Origin of the sequence: Devosia marina, assembly GCF_009758415.1 — a bacterium.
Taxonomy (GTDB): Bacteria; Pseudomonadota; Alphaproteobacteria; order Rhizobiales; family Devosiaceae; genus Devosia; species Devosia marina.
The window spans coordinates 1-1,450 of sequence record NZ_WQRF01000026.1; the positions used below are offsets into that span (position 1 = coordinate 1).

At 44.0% G+C, this 1,450-nt stretch carries 1 protein-coding gene; it reads right to left on the reverse strand.

From position 1 onward, the window contains the following. Positions 1-100: 100 nt before the first annotated feature. On the reverse strand, positions 101-1,450 hold a 1,350-nt coding region (locus GO014_RS18885), incomplete at its 5' end, for a hypothetical protein (RefSeq protein ID WP_157291820.1).

Genomic DNA, 1,450 nt, shown 5'->3' on the forward strand with positions numbered 1-1,450 from the left:
TGATAAACGTATATAAAAATTTTATTTATATCAATTCAGCTTCATGAGCCTAGCATATACACAATCGTCAAAACAGTCAAACAAATAAAAATCTAATAATTTAAAACAGCTGGGTCTGGCTTTCGACTTCGATTTCCTTTTGGGCTTCCGCAATTTCGGGTCCTCTATGGACAATAAGTACGTCTTGTAAAGCTAAGTTGGGGGCATTCAAGAGGACGGCCTCATCAACTTCCCTGTCCAATGGGAAACCCAAAGGAAGAGCGTCAACGTTCTGGTTCAGAATTCCGTTTTGGACAATTGGATCTTGACCAAGGACGGACTGTTGCATTTGTTGTAGGGCCTGCTGTTGAGCTGGTGATTCAACCAATGGGCTGACTACTACCATTATCTGGAATATTTGACCACCTCGTTGACCTTTGGGCAAAAGCAATCTCTGGGGGAAACCTGTAAGAATATCATCGTAAGTCATTTGAAGTGGTGCTTGTTGGGTAAGAGCCTGTTGGACTTTCTGGGCAAGTTCTCCAGCGCCCATTGAATCGTCCACAGCATTCATTTCCTTGGATTCCCGAACGATGTTGTTGGAACCAGGTTGTAATTGCACTTGGAATTTGTCTAATTCGAAGAAATTAAGGCGATTGTCATTGATGTTAATCTCGCGTCCATGTTCGTCGTGTTTTGGTCCAAGCAAGATCCTCACAACTGCTGGTTGAGCCTGTTGGCTGTGAACATTTATCTTCACAGTGAAAGGCTTATTGTTCAGGCGAGCCTGTCGGGCCAAAATCGTAACTGAATCAGTTGCTACGTCTTGTTCGTTTACGTAAACAGCATTTGTTATGTCAATGTCGTTCTTGTCGAAGAAAGTCACCAGAGGACTGACCATTAGCTCTTGGACTTCGACTCCTGGGAAATGAAGTTGCTGTTCGTTGTAACTTGGGAGCTTCTGTTTGTATTGCTGGGCCAACTTTACGATTTTCTTTAGTAATTGCCAAGCCGCTGGGTCACGAAGGGTTGTTTCGAAATGTTCGAGGGCTGATGGGGCAAGCTTGTTCTGGTCGAGGGGTTCTAGAGAGTTTCCAAGAACTTTGCGCATAACAACTTCTAGGGCTCCATAGAATTGTGGATTTGGAGATTCTGGAGTAGACTGGATGATGTTTGTCAGAGTGTCAAAACCGTCTTCACCTGCTAAATCAACTTCATTTCCGTCTTCGTCGATAACCTTTCCAGAGTCGATGGCATCCTTGATGCGTCGTGCCATGTCCTGGACGTCTTCAATATCCTCGTCTCTTCCAAGAGAAACTTTGCTAGGCCTTGCTGGGAATTCCAAACCATTGGGGTAACGTAACGATGGTACAAACCCAGTTTCAATCGACTTATCTTCCAAATTTATTGCAGGAATGTCACCCACGTTATTGGACAATCTTTCCATGTAGTAACGAGCAAGAAGTTGCTG